We start from the raw sequence: 15159 nt of genomic DNA, 5'->3' as shown, positions 1-15159 counted from the left end.
AAAAAAAAATAGGGGCCCCCCACCGCGGGGGGGCCGCGACGTAAGACCCCGCGGCGCCGCGCAACCCCTTTGCGGGGGTTGGGCGGGGGCCCTCCCGGCCCCCCCCGAAACCGCCGGTCGAGCCCGGCTAGTAGAACCGCGACTCATCTTCTAGCGAATTCAGGTATTCTCCCTTTCCAGTTGGCAACTGTGGTCTGCTAGCTGTCTGGCCGAGGTCCTATGAGGAGCTTGGACGTCCGGACTACACACCGAACCTGCTATATACGCCTGGCGTTGAGGAGGAAACCGATTGCCCTGTGCCCGCCGATGATCCGTCACCTGAGATCCCCTGACCTGTTTGGACCCATCGATCGCCTGCCGGCACTTGGCACGCGGATTAGCGAGCGGACATTCGAGGTCCTCAACCCGTCGACCGGCGAAGTGCTGGCAGAACTACCTGACATGGGAGTCGAAGAGACATGCGCTGGAATCGAGAAGGCCTATGTCGCGCAGCCTGGATGGGCAGGGTTTACCGCCCGTGAGCGCAGCGATGTTCTATGGCGATGGCATGAGTTGATCATCGACCACACCGACGATCTCGCTGCAATTCTCACCGCGGAGATGGGCAAGCCGCTTGCCGAGGCCAAATCGGAGATATCGCATGCTGCGGCGTATCTGCAATGGTACGCCGAGGAGGCAAATCGCGTCTATGGCGAGACGATCTCCGCACCATCGACGGACCGCCGAATGCTGGTGATCAAGCAGCCCATCGGGGTGGTCGGCACGATAACCCCATGGAATTTCCCGGCCTCGATGGTGGCGCGCAAAATCTCGCCAGCCTTGGCGGCGGGCTGCACGATTGTCCTCAGCCCGCTGAACAGACGCCGCTCGTGGCTGGAGCAATGTTCGCCCTCGCCCATCAGGCAGGCTTCCCCGAAGGCGTCGTCAACCTGATCTATGCGTCCGAAGGTGACGCGGTCGGCCGCGAACTTTGTACAAATCCCAAGGTCCGCAAGATCAGCTTCACCGGGTCTACTGAGATCGGGCGCTTACTTATGCGCCAGTGCTCGGACCAGATCAAAAAAGTCAGCCTAGAGCTCGGCGGCAATGCACCCTTCATCGTCTTCGATGATGCCGATATTGATGCCGCGGTTGACGGTGCGATCCAGGCGAAGTACCGCAATGCCGGCCAGACCTGCGTTTCAGCGAACCGCCTTTAAGTCCAGTCGCGCGTTCACGACGAGTTCGTCGAGAAATTCGTGGAACGGGCTCGCCAACTTCAAGTTGGTGACGGTTTCGCTCCCGGAGTGGACATCGGGCCTCTCATCGACAAGCAGGCTTTGGCCAAGATTGAATCCCATATTGCCGATGCCGTAGCTAAAGGCGGCGCAATTCGATGCGGGGGCAAACGCGTCGGCACGAATGGCACGTTTTTCCAACCAACGGTCCTGACCGGTGTCACCAGCGAGATGACCGTGGCGCAAGAAGAGACATTCGGGCCGCTCGCACCGATTATTCGCTTCAACGATGCGGATCAGGTCGTGCGTGATGCCAATGAAACGATCTACGGCCTCGCGGCGTATTTTTATGCCTCTAACCTGAAGCGTGTCTGGCGTGTCGCCGAGGCCTTGGAATATGGAATGGTCGGGGTAAATACCGGCCGGATGTCTTCGGAAGCGGCGCCGTTCGGTGGGATAAAACAGTCCGGCATCGGGCGGGAGGGATCCCGCCATGGCCTCGAGGACTACCTCGAAATGAAATATCTCTGCATGGGCGGCATCTGAAGCATCGGCTTGCAGGGTTCACAGACGGGTTACCTAGCGAGCGATCTCCAAACATGTGAATTGTAGAATCGCTCCTCGATTGGGAACTGAGGGGCGGTCCGCACCCGAGCAAACACGCAATCCTGAGGAGCCCCCTAAAAATAGCTGGATGTATCTCTCGACGAGACTAGCGTCTGCATTTTCGGCGAAGACGGCGCGCATGCGACGGAGGATACGCTTGCGATTTGGCGGCCCTCGCCGACTATCCTCAGTCGACGGGCTGTCGTTGCGCGGTCTGGTTGGAAGCTTGTGCACCAAGCCATGGTCAACGCTGATTGAGCAATATCCGGCTTCAGGGGCAGAATTTGGACCTGCTACATTCCGATATCAGTAGCTCAGCTGTTCTTCGGCTGACTGCCGCGCCGGTACACGCTCGGACAGAATCGAAGGTACCATCACGCGGCATTCGCATCCACATTGGTGATCGGCGCACGGTCCAGGGCGCGCCAGGTTGACCAAGCGGGTCGAACCGAATGACAGCCTTGACCGGCTGGAGGACGGAAATCCCGATGCCGCCAGTCGAGCCCACACGCATTTTCGGCACGAACAGCAAGGGCTGGGAAGCGATCGGCCGAGCGGTCCTTGAAGGGGCGGGCCAGGGTTGTTTGACGACGCGTTGGTTCAGGTCAGCTAATCTAGTCTCTACCGTTCAGAGCGGCTTCCCTCGCCAGTGACAGCGAGTCAAAATAGTTGGCATCGTCGGCTTTGATTGCCGCGCAGATCTGGTCGAGATGGGGACAGCTCACTGGTGCACCTTTGGGCTCATAGTGTTTCCTCGTCATCGAGATGAGGATTGTCGGATTTGGCGTAGAACACCACCACGGGTCCGAGATCAAAGCGCGTCCCGGGCGCAAGGCGCTGGACGGACCGGGGCCATGTTTCGGTTGAGGCGCCATCGATGCCTCGCGCCAGCGTTTTGGCGAAGCGGGGCATCAGCGGAGCGAGTGTCGGTGCCAGGATCGCAGCGGCCGTCGTCTGAAGGGCTAGCGAAGTCTGATTGCGGGCAGGATAGAAACGTCGCGCCGCCGCAAAGTCTCGCGCCCCGCGGTAGATCACGCAATCGCGCACGAATTCGCAGACCTGAGTGGCCGCGCGCCGAACCGAGAAGCCTTCGTCCGAATAGGCGCGCTCCATCGCAGCGCGATAGATCTCTATGCGAGCAAAGAAGGCGCGGTCGACCGGGCTCCAGTCGCCTGCATCGGGTACATGGCCGGCAAAATCCTGCTTGATTTCCTGGTTCAACGCCTCAAGCCAGTTCAGCCAGATGCTTTGGAACACCTCGTTCTCGGTGCGGCGCAGCGCGTCCAGCGTGAAATCCGTCCGCTCACCTTCCGGGCGTGTCAGGCCCAAATGAAGGCGCACGACGTCGACTGTCTTTGGGCTCAGAACCTCCTTGCCCCAGACCGCATGGCGGCAGCTGGTTGAGAACTTCTTGCCGTCGAGCAGGTAGAACTCGTTGACGTGATAGCGGATGCGTGGCTTCCAGTGGGTGAAGACCTCGGCGTAAAGAGCGGGGTAGAGTAGCGCGTGGTAGAACGAATTGTCGAAGCCGAAGAAATGGACAATCTGCCAGTCGTTGCCGGGCATCTCCGCCTTCCAGTCGCGACCCATCGAGCGGCCGAGCGCCTGGATGTTGTATAGAAAACCGAAGGCCATCTCCGGCCAGACCCAGATCACTTGCCCCGGGAACCCTTCCGCCGGCAGGCCCCAGTCCGAGGGGTGGGTAATGGGCACTGAAAATTTCCCGCGTCGGCGTACGCGTGCGAAGAGATCCAAGATCCGTAGCGGGGCCCCAGACGCCCTCAGATGCCGGTCGACATTGTCGAAGCATCGGTCCAGCGCAAGTTCAGCGCGGCGGACGGAGCCGACCAGCGGCGCCTCGGCAGACTGCCGTGATTGGGCTGCACGCAGGTCGTGGCAAAGGTTTGGGGCGCCGCATTCCTCGCAGATGTTGCCACCCGCGGACCCGCCGCAATCGGGGCAGAGGCCGCTAACATCCGGCTCGTAAAGATAACGGCCTGTCACGGCATCGAAAAGCGCAGGGCTCTGGCGTAGATCTATCGCCGTGCTGCTCAGAAGACTGCGGAAACAGGCGGCTTGAAACTCGCCATAACCGTCATCGCCCATTGTGGCTTGGAAGCTGTGGACCTCACAATCGAGAAGTGCAAGCGTGGCGCGAATCTCGTCGGCGTAGTAGCGCGCCACATTTGCAGGCGTCGATTGATCGGCATCGGCGCGCGTCGCGACGTAGCTCTGGTAATCGTCGCTTCCGGTCAGGTGATAGGCCTCGACTCCTTTCATGCGCAGGAAACGAGTATAGACGTCAGCGCCGAAATAGGGGCCAGAAAGATGCCCCAGATGCAGATCGCCATTTGGCGTTGGCGGCGTGGAGAAGACGAAGATTGGCCCGCGTGGAGCCGTGGTCTTCGCAGCGGCATCAAGGGCGGCCTCGCCGTCTCGCCAGTAGACATCGACGAAATCTAGGTCTTTGTTTCCGTCATTGCGCAGCACATGCGCTTCAAAAGGGTGGAACAGAACGACATCGCCCGCCTCGACCGAGATTTCCCCCCGGTCGGTGGTGACCTTGCCCGCACCAGACAGGACCACGAAGGCCTCGATTTCGTCGTGCCGATGGGGCTCGGATGTGACGCCGGGTCCAACCTTTCCGAATGAAAACCCCGTGCGAGCGCTGCCCGTTCCAAGCGTGGCCGTGTCGATACCGAACGCCCGCGACAGCTCCGTTCGAGAAAACGTGTATTTGCGCATGACAACCAACCTAAGCTGTTGAAGCAGTGGGACCTTTGGCTGCCAACGCAACAGCCTCCCGTGCAATTCGTGGAGAGAAACGGCAGTCCGACCATTGGCGGCCCGGCCAGGATAGTGCAGCTCTGGGCCGGCAAGCGGGCGACCAAGGGGGGCACTAGTCGGGCTGCAGGCGCACAGAAGACCGCCTGCGACCACCTCCGCAATCCACGTGCCAAAGCGTCGTAACGGGCTGCGGTCGATGCTCCGCGAGCCCGCAAATCAGACGGCCATACCGTCCGCGCATTTTTGAGCGGTCGATCAGTCGTGTGCATGCCTCCGCCTGGCCTGCGTGAGCTCAATCGCGATAGAAGATGCCATTTGGGGGTTTGAGATTGTCGAGATCGGCCACTTTGCCCTCGGGCGGGTTAAGGGCGCGCTTAAGCACGTTATATTCAGCGCGGGTCGGCCCGCCGGTTGAAGCACGCTGGAACACCAAGTAGAGCGTCCGCCGAGAACGATTGCTTTTGTTCGGTCGTGAGTAGTGCGGTGCGTAATCGTCGAAGATGAAGATGTCGCCAGCCTTCCATACTACGGGTTCCCAGGAGAACTTTTCGGCAACTTGAGGATCGATCACCCCACCGGCATCCATGGGAAACACCCCCTTCTTGTGGTTGCCGGGGCTGAAGAAAAGCCCGCCGTTTTCCGGGTCGGAGTCGTCGATGCCTATGGCAACCACCGCATGGACCATCCGGTCGGGGAGTTTGTGTGGAATGTGATAAATGTCCTGATGCGGGAGATAGCCGCCGCTGTCGGGGTAGTGGAAAATAAGCAACTCCTTGAGCCTGCGCGAATCTTCGCCAAGCAACTCCTCGACCGCTGACTTTATGCGATGATCTTCTAAGAGCAAACGACGCAATGGATGATGGAAGTCGAGAAAATTCTCGATCTTGGAGATGATCTTTCGATTGTCCGTCGTCTTCTCGAACCACATGAGCCATTTATCATCGCTGACATCCCAGCGTGACATATCTTCGACAAAAATAGAGATATCTTCCTGAGCCGCTGGAGCGAAGAACCTTTCGAGCCTGACGTATCCGTCTTTCTGCCACTTTTCCCTTTGTGCATCAGTCAACATGCGAAAAGCCTCCTGTTGGAAACTGGTTGGTCGGACATCCCAATTAGGGCAGTCGGGCGCTGGTCAAGTTGCGGGTCCACGGAGACGGACTCACGTCATGTGGGACGGCGATGCTAAGTGCGTTCCGCTCCGGCGGATATTGTTCGCAGAAGCTCGGCGCGAGACTGCCTATGTCAGGCTCAGCCGGGTCCAGGGGTTCCGTAAACTGAGCCGGATCAGTCGCTTCACCCGGTCCAGCCACGACACGCATCGCTAAAGGCCGGCACCATCCGCTGACCGCCGACCCAGCCATGGCCGCCATGGCCACGGCTCTCTTCCGAGTGAGCGACCTAGTACGGTCTTGACGACCGTAGGGGAAATGCACGCCCCCAGAATAAGGCGATGCGCCGCTTGGTCCAAGGGCTTGTTCGGTCACGATGATTTCGGAGAAGCCTCCGGCCTTCGCCGCAGCGGAGGCGGACATCATTCCTAGGATGCTACCGCCGATAATCAAAAGTCTACGACTCATATCCCGCTGCCCATTTCTTCGGCTGCGGGGTCGGGCCAGCTCTCGATCGAGGTATGGCTGATGAAGCCAGGATGCTCGGGGTTCGCGCATGGCGCGCGCCCAAGAAGGCTATCGAGGATGCGGCGCGCGCGCCAGGCCAACAGGCTTAGGTTCGGATCGGCCAGGCCGCGCTGCCCGAGGCTCGCGTTTTGTACGAAGATGCGTCTGCCACGCGGTCCGTCCCAGCTCACCGAAAAATCCTCGCGAATAGCTAATTCATTGTCGATCTGCTCCAGCCGGTGCGCGATGGGTTCCAAGAAGTCCGGCACCGCGTTCTCGTAACCGGTGGCCAGGATGACGATGTCAGCCGCGACTTCTTCGACCTCGTCCATGCCGTGCTGCAGGGTCAGCTTGTGACCCGCGCCGGCGTTGATGCAGTGCGAGACGGTGCAGCCCGGCCGCAGTGTGATGTCGCATCGGTTTGGTTCGAAAAATGCGTGGCGGTACAGCGCCTGATAGATTGCGCGCAACGTGCTTTCCGAAATGCCGTCCGAGGCAAGCACGAAACGTCGCAGGAGCAGCTTACGCTGCGACTCGCTCATCGCCGCGAAACGATCCGAAAAGCAGGGCATGAACAACTCGTTTGTGAACGGGCTGTTGTCGAGAGCCAGGTAGTTCTCACGCTGCGAGACCCAAGTGATCGAGGCAGGCCGCCGCTCTTTCGGCAGGCCGACAAGGTGCAACATTACCTCGGCTCCCGACTGGCCTCCGCCAACGACGCAGACATGCTTCTTGCGCACATCAGGATGGATGTGCAGTAAAACAGATGAGTGGAACAGGTTGCGTCCAGTCCAGCCCTGGAACTGAGGCGGAATTTGCGCCTGCTTGCCAATGCCGACCACGACGTCTCTGGCGCCGAGAACCGCCTTATCCGTCCGCACCCGAAACTCGCCATCAAAGCGGATTTCGCGCACCGTCTCGCCGCGACGCACAAGTGGGTTCCTGTGGAAGGCCCAGTTCAGGTATTGCTCGAACTCAACTCGGAGCACGGCCTCGAACTGTGCGTTCAGGAAGTGATACAGACGCCCGTTCTCGTGCAGGAAGTTTACGAAAGTGTAGGCTGATCGCGGATTCACCAGTGTGACCAGATCCTTGAAGTGGCTGACCTGGAGCTCCGAGGAATCGAATGCGATGCCTGGATGCCATCGGAAGTCGACCTGCCGATCCAGGAACAGTGCCCCTTGCCCAATTTGCTCGTGTATCTGACACGCAAGACTCAAATTAGACGGCCCAGCACCGACTCCAATGCAAGATAGCTCCACTTGCTTTGCTCCTTTCCCACTCGGCGGGTTGTTCGCGGCGAATATCGGCCACAGCGATTGGGCTCCCCCTCGCGGGCGTTCTCGAGCCCCGGTGCCGACCGGATTTGCAAGAATTGTCCTGCGCGTTCGGGTTGTCGAATGTAGACCCGAGCATTCCAGCGCGGTGGCAATCGACGGGTCATACCGGCTATGTGGGGCAACGACGTATGTCCTTTCCGCCCGTCGGGATGCCCGCGTCGCCGTCACGCGAGACGCTTTCCAAGCCCATGAGGTGTTGCCGGCGCAATCGCCCCGCCTCAATCATCACCCGCCGGCCTTTCGGCGGCTTGATGGCAGGCGAGCGCGGTTTTCACTGCGGCGACGGCATTTTCGGTGTGCATGATCATGAGACGTCTCGCTGACGCGTTCGCAGAGTCCCATGCATGGGCCGTGCCAGAGAAAGAAAATCTTATTAAACAATGGTTGTCGGATTTGCGATCCTGTCGGAAATCCGACATTGAGGGGGACGCCTACCGGCGGCGCCCGTTTGCCCGTCGATGTCGCCTTTTTCCGAATAGCTAATCGGGCACCTTCTGCACCAGAATAACTTCTCTTATGGAGACCAGCACGAAGTCTTCATGAACGGACAGTGCAGAAGCTGGTGACTCTGCCGGACAGATCGCGATATGCCTTCTCCCATCGAGGTCGGCAGTTGCAAGAGCTGCCAGATCCTTCGCCCTATCGTGCCGTTGCAGTGGCTCGATCCCGACATCCTCGGAGGCCGCGATCATGAAGGGTGACGCAATCTCATGTCCGCCGCGAGGCCTCTTTCATGGGAAACCAATTCTCTATGTTGGTGTCGGATCGATGCTCTTGATGAGATGGTTGCGGATGGCCGCATCCCCAGACCTGAGCGCATCAATGATTGCGCGATCTGGGACCTTCACCAACTGGATTATCGAATCTCTGTAAAGATAGCCGGAAGACAATTGCGTTATGACCACTCTGCCGGTTCAAAAAGCACGTGCGCCATTCGGTCCCTGCGACTCAATCCAGGCGGAGGGATGAGGCCGCAAAGCAGTCTTTTGCGCGCCGACCGGTGGCCCAGGATGGAGCCATCGTAAACGCAGTTATTCGATGATCGCCGCCGCGGAGTCCTCAGGCTGTGCCGCGCCCGACACCGGCGACGTAGTGGTCGTTGATCGCCCCGTCGCCGATGTCGATCCGAAGCTCGGCCAGTTCGCCGTGAGCTTCGCTGCTATTCCGCAGTGCCCACCGAGCTCGCACAGGAGGTTCTATCAGGCGGTCACGGCTGCTCTCGTTGTCGGGTCTTCGACAAAGTCGGACTTGAGACACACCGCAATCAGAGCCATGTCGTTGTTGTGAAATGATTTTCTCGTTTGGCACGACACGTGCGAGGCTATCCGCAAACCGCTGCGGCAAGGACTGAGGAGAAATCATGCGATGATCAAGCTCACCGAACATGCGGTCGCAGCCGCGAAAACAAAGCTCTCCCGAGCCTAAGGAGAACCTTGAAATTGTTTTCCAGTCGACATGATTCTTCACGTTATCCAGAGATGACCGCATTCGAGTTCCGTCCAACGCTGAATGACCCGGACGATGATCCTTATCTTCGGCTCGAAGATGTAGAAGGAGAAGGGACACTTGCCTGGGCCGCCAGCCAGCCGGCTAGGACCCTGGGGCACTTCGGTGGAACACAGTTCGATCGCGACCGCGACGCCCTGATAGCGATTTCGACCGTCCCTGACAAGGTTCCCGTGACCAGCGCCGCGGTCAGTGCCTTGACATTCTGGCAAGATGCCGGAATTCCGCGCGCACTGTGGCGCCGGGACCACCCTTGCCGCTATCCGCCGATCCTGCTCTCCACCACGAAGCGGGCGTGCGTTCACACGGGCCACGCGCGTAAGACGGCCGCAAAGCTGCAGGCCTTTGGTTATTCCGCCTACTTCTAATTGAGTACAGGTGGTGATTGCGAGCACGGCGCAAATGATGCGTGCGCGGTCCCACGCAAACTGCGCATGAGCGCCGCGGCCCAAGGAATTCGAGCAGGACTTTTCGTAGTTCAGTCCACATTTCTGAAGAGCAAGGAGAGAGTATCATGGCGAGAAACCAAATGCGCGCCGCGCTGGGAGCAACAGCGGCCGTTGTCCTCATCGTGATGGGACAGCAGGCCGTCGCGGCGGACCTTGCGCAAGCGGCGAGCGTCCCGCAGGCAGGAGCCTCGGTCACAGAAGCGCCAAGCCCTTGGCAGATCCGCCTGCGTACGTTGGGGGTCGTCACTCAGGATGCGGGCTACGTCAATGCAGTGCCCGGCTCCGATCTTTCTTACTCAAACACGGTGACGCCGGAACTCGATATCTCCTATTTTTTCACGGACAACATCGCCACGGAGCTCATACTCGGCACCACCTACGCGAACATCGACGGCCAAGGAACGATCGACGGGCTTGGCAAGATCGGCAAGGTTTGGCTGCTACCGCCTACGCTCACATTGCAGTATCATTTTACCGATCTCGGCGCTTTCAAACCCTATGTCGGCGCTGGCGTGAACTACACGATATTCTATAACCAGGATGCCGGCAGTGCCGATGCTCTCAAGGTTGAGAACACGTTCGGCACCGCGCTGCAGGTCGGATTCGATTACATGGTGAATCAGCATTGGGGCGTCAACTTCGATGTGAAGAAGCTTTTCCTCAAGCCAGACTTCGACGTCACGGTCGACGGCGCGAAGCTGACGGGAAAGGCGGACGTCGATCCCTGGTTGATAGGCGCAGGTGTCACCTACCGCTTCTAACAACGAAAGGTGAAGGTGGCTGCTGATAGCTGATCGGAAATGAAGGGCGCCTCGTGCGCCCTTTCCACGCTGCACGGGCGAGTGGACCGGATCATTAGAGGGGTGGGGCCTTGTGACCCCCAGGCGGGGCTGGGCGGGAGGTCTCCGACTGGGAGGAGCGTTCTGATCAACTTTATGCGATTACCATCCAACGCACAGCAGCCGATTGTCGGGGATACCTGAAGAAGCCGTTGTTAAGAGTGGGCGTCCCCGCCTGCGCCCGACCAGGTACTTGCCAGTAGCAGCCGACAGGCTGCCCCGCGCCGGGGGCGCGAAGCCGAACGGGGCAAGATCGCTGAAGTCTGCCGAAGAAGACCGAGGGTTCACGAGCAGCCGGCGGGCGCTGGGAGGCGCGTGGGCCCGTAGCAATTACTTGGAAGTCGGGTGGGTCAGGCCTGTTTGTCGGGCCGAACCAGATCCGTGTGGCTGACGTCGAGGGCCAATGCCAGTTCATAGATCGTGATGATCGTCGGGTTTCTTCGTCCTTTCTCCAAGCCGCTGATGTACTGCTGGCTGAACCCGGAAATCTCGGCAAGCTGCTCCTGCGTCAGACGCTTCCTTAGCCTGATCCTCTGCACATTCCGTCCGACCAATCTTCGCATATCCATGCACGATAGCCAGCGGATTAGGCAGCTTGAGTTTATCAACTAAAATATGTAATCCACATTGAGTATCCCAACCCGCTGGCGGAGGGCTTCGCGGAGGCCGTTTTGCGGAGGTATAATCAGCGATGTTACAGCCCAAATCGATCACGCCGATTGCCGACGAAGTCCCATGGTCGGACAGCCTTACGAGCTACGACAGGGAGCATTTCACGATCTATCTGCGTATCCTGGATGCCTGTGCCGACAAAGCCAGCGAGGAGGAGATGGCAAATCGCATTCTCGGCATTGACCCGTCCATTGAACCGGTCCGCGCCAAAAAGGCCCTCCGCAGCCATATCGACCGTGCTAATTGGATGGTGACCACCGGCTACAAGGAACTGTTCGCCGGCTGACGCACAGCGCGGATCTCATGCTCTTCAAGAAGGAAATTCAGATATTCGCCGTTCATTAGCGCACGGCCACGTGAGACGGCGCGGCGGATACGATCGCGCAGGTGATCTTGAGGATCCTTCCAGTCGGATCGGACGCGCGCTTGGCCGACGAGCGCTTCGGCGATTTCGCGATGTGATGCTCCGGCAAGCGCGCCATCGAGCGCGCGGAGGACGAAGTTCAATCGGGGCCCGCGTCTTTCTGGCGGAAACAAGCGCGCTGGCAGTTTTCCGTAGGCACAAAGGGCATTGAGGCACTCCAGCGCTAACAGACGATGCTTCGAAAGTGCTGCCGGCCAGATCGCCTCGGTGCGGAGGTAAACAGGATGCAGGACATTCGCTCCCGAAACAGCAAGCTGGAGGCTGTGCTCCGCATCGCGAAGAAGAACCTCCTGGCTCTTGTCGGGCATCAGCAGGACTGCAGCACGACATGGCAATGCCGCCAGCTCGAACGACGATATCGTCGATGACGCAAATCGCCGTTCCGCAATGACAGGCAACACGCTTGGACACCGGCGTGGACACCAAAACACAGTCGCACTGCGCCCGTAAGATTCAGCGAAACGAAACACCCCAGCGCGACAGGTTGCCGGCCGACGCGATCACCTCGACGGTGGTGCCATGCGGCAAACTGTTGGCCTGCCGGCGCGCCGCAAGCACATCATGCTGAAATACCGGATTGCGCCGCAAAAACTCCCAAGCCCAGCCACGCAGCGTCAGCTGAGCGGCATAGTCGTATGTCCTATCATTCCACCAGTCGGGCAGATCGGCGTCCGTCGCAAGAGACGTGGACATCTGTGCTCTCCTGCCGGGCGTCACATTCACGCCACCCGGCGAAGCACCGGCGCCCATAGCACCGGACTGTCGATACCGCTGTTTTGTCGCACCGCATGAAGTGTCGCTTTCGACACTTCGAGGTAGCCCGCCAGTGCGCGTGTCGCGCCGATCGTGTGCGGGTTGCCGATCCGCTCGAGGGGCCAGCCGGCGCGACGAAGAATGCGCTCCATGCGCAAGTCGGTGACCGTGACGACGTGGCTGAGCCGGCGTGAGAGGCCGAACTCGATCATGCCGGCGAAGAGCTCATATGTGCCGAGAGCGATACCGCCCGCGCCCTTTTCCCCAGATGAAGCTATGTCGAGCGCAAAACGGCTGCTTTCCCACACGCTCGGATCCTCAGGTGCAGCCCTTCCTTCCAACAGCATCGGAAAGGTATCGCGAATCATGGTCGGGCCCGCTGAGGGCAGAAGGCGAACGCAACCCTCCACCCGGCCCCCGAAACCGCGCAACAACAGGTAGTGCGGTCTGAGCGCGTCAAAGGAATCGATTTCATAGCCGCCATTATCCTGCACGTCCCAGCCTAGGCGTTCCTTGAAGACGCGAAATCGAAGCCGATGCATTGCATGCAGTCCGTCAGCAAAGTCGTCGTAGCACTCAGGCTCAATAAGCTGGATCATCAAAGGCCTCCAATGGCGGTAAACATTTCCTCGCCATTGGAGACGATCCTTCGCGAAAGCGCAGCCTGTGCAGTTCCGGAGGTCAAGCCGACTTATCAGGAAGCGAAAAGCCTGAAGCCGCCAGACGCGTAATCGCCTGTCGGGTGGTTGTCACGCCAAGCTTCTTGCGGACGTTTGCCAGATGGAACTCAGCCGTGTACCGTGAGATCTTCAGGATGCCGCCTGTATCTTGGGCGGACTTGCCGCGTGCCGCCCACTGCAGGCACTCGTATTCACGCGGCGTCAACAACACACCGCCAACTCTTCGATCGCCCGACAGTCTGCAGCGGACGAACGTATGAAAACAGCTCGCGAAAAACGGAAGACCTTGCTCGTAGCGATCGGCCACCCGAAAGTATGCAGGATCGGGCTTGTCAGCGGCAAAGGTCATAGCCTCAAAATTGCCGCGGCCATCAATGATCGGGATCGTCACGCCGCAGCGGATGCCGAACTGCGCTGCTTCCTCGAAAAACCTAAGCTGAGGCGCGGACAGATCAAAACTCTTTAGGTCAAATCCCCATCGAAATGTGGATTCGCCATAGCTTGCACGTGAAATGACCGGGTCGACATTCTGATACCGGTTCTCAAGATAGCGCGCTGTCCAGAGCGCCGGATAATTCGAGATCAGCATGGGCTTGCCATTGGACCACGGCGGTAAGGAGAAGTAGGCAAAGGTGAATAGATCCAGACCTGAGGCGACATCGGCCAAGGCTCCGCGAAAATCACCCTCATCGACACTTACCGACAACTTTTCCAGGAATGTCTCGAAGACAATTCGCATGTCCTTCCTCATTGTTCTTCCTCATTGTCCTGACACACTCCCTTCACCTCTCTGCTGTGCGCCACCGGCCTGTAGACCCCATCGTAAGCCGACCTCTCAGACTGGCCGGGCTGACCTTCTTTACAAATGCCGCGACGGTCGCGCATATTATTAGCTCGCCAGCGGTAGCTACGCGGCGATCTCGGACGTTTTTGTCCGAGATGCTACGGCAGCCTCCCAACATAAGAAGGTGCTGATGGAGCAGTTCGAGTGCGAAGCGCATTGGTGGAGAGCAGCGGACGGGCCGAAATTGGGTCACCGAACCCAACAAAAAGACGGGCCGTGCGAGTGTTCGTCTTTGACAATTTCGACCGGTGATCGGCAACGCGACCATTGGATTCCTATGCAGCTACAACCGACGTGATCAGGTCGGAAATCGTCAGGCGTGTTGGTAGCAGTGCTTTGGGCGGCTTATGCCAGGTGGGTAGAAGCTGTTGCTCCCGTTTGACAGACCGAGCGGCGATTCCGTCGAGTTCGTAGTTCGTCCAGCCTTTCGAACTGCTCTGACAAAGCGACCACGCCGAAATGGCTGTTCGCTAATCCCTGATCGATCCGCCTGAAGCTGTTACAGATCCGAAGCTCGAATCCGTCAGACCAGACTGCGAGTCCATCATTCAGCGCCAGTGGACGGACGACATAATCCTTATCTTTCGGAAGCATGGGAGATGAACACCTCGTACTGGCGATTCCCGTCTGTGGATTTTCCCGGCGGCGAACTATCCCTGACCAGGGACGGAACAGAACACAGAGCTTCGCGCAATTCGGGTAGAGGCCCGGGCAATTTCCTGATGCTGGAACAAGTGCTGCCTTCAAGCCCCTGCATATTGACGGCTACATGCCAATGCACCGACTTGGGAACCTGCAAGCGGACTGTCTGCTTCGCAAGCCGGCCATACTGAGGTCGTTCTCCGCGCCCGTAATTGCTGCAGCTCGTCAAATCCAGCAACCTTAGGTTGGCCCCCGATGTGAACGTGATCTCGGCCCTCTGACCGCGAGAACACTGCCCCAAATCGCAATGCGTAAAATTCATCTCCCCCTCATCCTGTGTCGGCCAGAATTTTGATTAAGCTCTTACGATCTCCTCGCCTGTTTCAGAAGAGGGACTCGTGTAGGCTTCGATAGTCGCTTCTCTCTCATCCAGGAATTCAAAGAGAAATAACTTGGTCCGCAGTTGGCAGAACCAAGAGTGCAAAGACCACTCACCCGGTTTGCCGCACATGAGCATCATGATGGGCCTTTGATTTCGCGCCGTTGGGGTTTTTATGAGGTCGTGTCTCCGTAAGTGGTGTAGCTCGGCGGTAGCAAAAGCTGCTCGCGAGCGCGCCCTGGATAGCGCTGTAGGGAGCGAGCGGCTTTGCGGTGGTCATCGGCGCTTTCCGGTAGGGTCTGGTTGCGACACCAACCTTGACCGGAAGGACTACCGATGACCGACGACATGATGAACCTGCGCGCGCTCGTGGAGAAGACACCCGACGCCGATCTGTTGCGT

The 15159-nt window shown here is 59.0% G+C and carries 14 protein-coding genes and 1 pseudogene; 4 read left to right on the top strand and 11 right to left on the bottom strand.

What is annotated here, in order from left to right:
* Positions 1–306: 306 nt before the first annotated feature.
* Positions 307–1763 (top strand): annotated as a pseudogene (locus NKH57_RS31735) (NAD-dependent succinate-semialdehyde dehydrogenase).
* Between the two features lie 801 nt (positions 1764–2564).
* Here the strand turns inward: NKH57_RS31735 and NKH57_RS31730 are convergent.
* The 5 genes from NKH57_RS31730 to NKH57_RS31710 form a co-directional block, all read right to left on the bottom strand.
* The gene (locus tag NKH57_RS31730; protein WP_352950197.1) at positions 2565–4568 is read right to left on the bottom strand and encodes a class I tRNA ligase family protein; all 2004 of its coding nucleotides are present in this window, start codon (positions 4566–4568) and stop codon (positions 2565–2567) included.
* A gap of 334 nt (positions 4569–4902) precedes the next feature.
* The gene (locus NKH57_RS31725; RefSeq protein ID WP_352950195.1) at positions 4903–5682 is read right to left on the bottom strand and encodes a phytanoyl-CoA dioxygenase family protein; all 780 of its coding nucleotides are present in this window, start codon (positions 5680–5682) and stop codon (positions 4903–4905) included.
* Positions 5683–6186: 504 nt separating this feature from the next.
* Positions 6187–7449 (bottom strand): lysine N(6)-hydroxylase/L-ornithine N(5)-oxygenase family protein, encoded by a 1263-nt coding sequence (locus tag NKH57_RS31720; RefSeq protein WP_352950193.1) that lies wholly within the window; start codon positions 7447–7449, stop codon positions 6187–6189.
* A gap of 599 nt (positions 7450–8048) precedes the next feature.
* Entirely contained in the window at positions 8049–8261 is a 213-nt protein-coding gene (locus tag NKH57_RS31715; RefSeq protein ID WP_352950191.1) for a hypothetical protein, read from the bottom strand.
* Between the two features lie 367 nt (positions 8262–8628).
* Entirely contained in the window at positions 8629–9057 is a 429-nt protein-coding gene (locus tag NKH57_RS31710) for a hypothetical protein (protein WP_352950189.1), read from the bottom strand.
* Here NKH57_RS31710 and NKH57_RS31705 point away from each other — a divergent pair.
* Together NKH57_RS31705 and NKH57_RS31700 are read left to right on the top strand one after the other, a co-directional pair.
* A complete protein-coding gene (locus NKH57_RS31705) occupies positions 9048–9443 on the top strand; it encodes a hypothetical protein (RefSeq protein ID WP_352950187.1) in 396 nt (131 codons plus the stop codon). The genes NKH57_RS31710 and NKH57_RS31705 overlap by 10 nt on opposite strands.
* A gap of 206 nt (positions 9444–9649) precedes the next feature.
* On the top strand, positions 9650–10285 hold the full coding sequence (locus tag NKH57_RS31700) for an OmpW/AlkL family protein (protein ID WP_352950199.1): 636 nt from the start codon (positions 9650–9652) through the stop codon (positions 10283–10285).
* 428 nt (positions 10286–10713) lie between these two features.
* On the opposite strand, the gene NKH57_RS31695 is transcribed toward NKH57_RS31700, so the two are convergent.
* On the bottom strand, positions 10714–10932 hold the full coding sequence (locus tag NKH57_RS31695; RefSeq protein ID WP_023755980.1) for a helix-turn-helix transcriptional regulator: 219 nt from the start codon (positions 10930–10932) through the stop codon (positions 10714–10716).
* A gap of 122 nt (positions 10933–11054) precedes the next feature.
* Between NKH57_RS31695 and NKH57_RS31690 the strand changes: the two genes are divergently transcribed.
* Complete coding sequence (locus NKH57_RS31690; RefSeq protein WP_352950185.1) at positions 11055–11321, top strand: DNA -binding domain-containing protein; 267 nt, start codon at positions 11055–11057, stop codon at positions 11319–11321.
* On the opposite strand, the gene NKH57_RS31685 is transcribed toward NKH57_RS31690, so the two are convergent.
* The 5 genes from NKH57_RS31685 to NKH57_RS31665 all read right to left on the bottom strand — a co-directional run bounded on the left by NKH57_RS31685 (position 11297) and on the right by NKH57_RS31665 (position 14700).
* Positions 11297–11860 (bottom strand): DUF2285 domain-containing protein, encoded by a 564-nt coding sequence (locus NKH57_RS31685; protein WP_352950183.1) that lies wholly within the window; start codon positions 11858–11860, stop codon positions 11297–11299. The two genes, NKH57_RS31690 and NKH57_RS31685, sit on opposite strands and share 25 nt — an antisense overlap.
* A 52-nt stretch (positions 11861–11912) precedes the next feature.
* Positions 11913–12152, bottom strand: a complete 240-nt coding sequence (locus tag NKH57_RS31680; RefSeq protein WP_352950181.1) for a transcriptional regulator domain-containing protein — start codon at positions 12150–12152, stop codon at positions 11913–11915.
* A gap of 26 nt (positions 12153–12178) precedes the next feature.
* A complete protein-coding gene (locus NKH57_RS31675; RefSeq protein WP_352950179.1) occupies positions 12179–12811 on the bottom strand; it encodes an acyl-homoserine-lactone synthase in 633 nt (210 codons plus the stop codon).
* An 82-nt stretch (positions 12812–12893) separates the two neighbouring features.
* The gene (locus NKH57_RS31670; protein ID WP_502907359.1) at positions 12894–13631 is read right to left on the bottom strand and encodes a helix-turn-helix transcriptional regulator; all 738 of its coding nucleotides are present in this window, start codon (positions 13629–13631) and stop codon (positions 12894–12896) included.
* A 682-nt stretch (positions 13632–14313) separates the two neighbouring features.
* Positions 14314–14700: a DUF1883 domain-containing protein gene (locus NKH57_RS31665; protein WP_352950175.1), complete on the bottom strand. Its 387-nt coding sequence runs from the start codon at positions 14698–14700 to the stop codon at positions 14314–14316.
* Between the last annotated feature and the right edge of the window lie 459 nt (positions 14701–15159).

The organism is Mesorhizobium sp. M1050 (assembly GCF_040318715.1).
In the GTDB taxonomy this organism is placed as follows: Bacteria; Pseudomonadota; Alphaproteobacteria; order Rhizobiales; family Rhizobiaceae; genus Mesorhizobium.
This window is presented reverse-complemented; position numbering and strand designations above follow the sequence as displayed.